Origin of the sequence: Streptomyces sp. SP18BB07 (assembly GCF_036322545.1) — a bacterium.
GTDB lineage: Bacteria > Actinomycetota > Actinomycetes > Streptomycetales > Streptomycetaceae > Streptomyces > Streptomyces deccanensis.
In genome coordinates this window covers 1-363 of the sequence record NZ_JAQYWT010000160.1, presented here as the reverse complement: position 1 = coordinate 363, position 363 = coordinate 1, and the positions used below count along the sequence as shown (strand labels likewise).

Annotated in this window: 1 pseudogene; it reads left to right on the top strand. The window is 73.8% G+C overall.

Features of this window, described 5'->3' with window-relative positions:
• Positions 1-363 (top strand): annotated as a pseudogene (locus PUR53_RS01280) (alpha-galactosidase); the annotation flags it as partial.

Below are 363 nucleotides of genomic sequence, written 5' to 3'. Positions count from 1 at the left end.
CGACCCGGGCGACGGGACGCCGGTCCGCCTGTGGGCCGCCCCCGACCCCGTGCGCGAGGTCCCCTCCGTCCGCCTGGTGGTGCGGGACGGGGTCGCCGAGGTCAGCGCCGACGGCCCGGTGAAGGAGTGGACCGGCACGGTCTTCCGGGCGGGGCTGGGCGAGTCGGCGGCGGGCCTCGGCCTCGCGGCCCCCCGCCCGGCCCCCACTGTCTGGTGCTCCTGGTACGAGTACTTCACCTCCGTCACCGAGGACGACATCCACGAGAACCTCCGTGCGATTGACACCCTCGACCTCCCCATCGACGTCGTCCAGATCGACGACGGCTACCAGAGCGCCCTGGGCGACTGGCTCACACTCTCCGG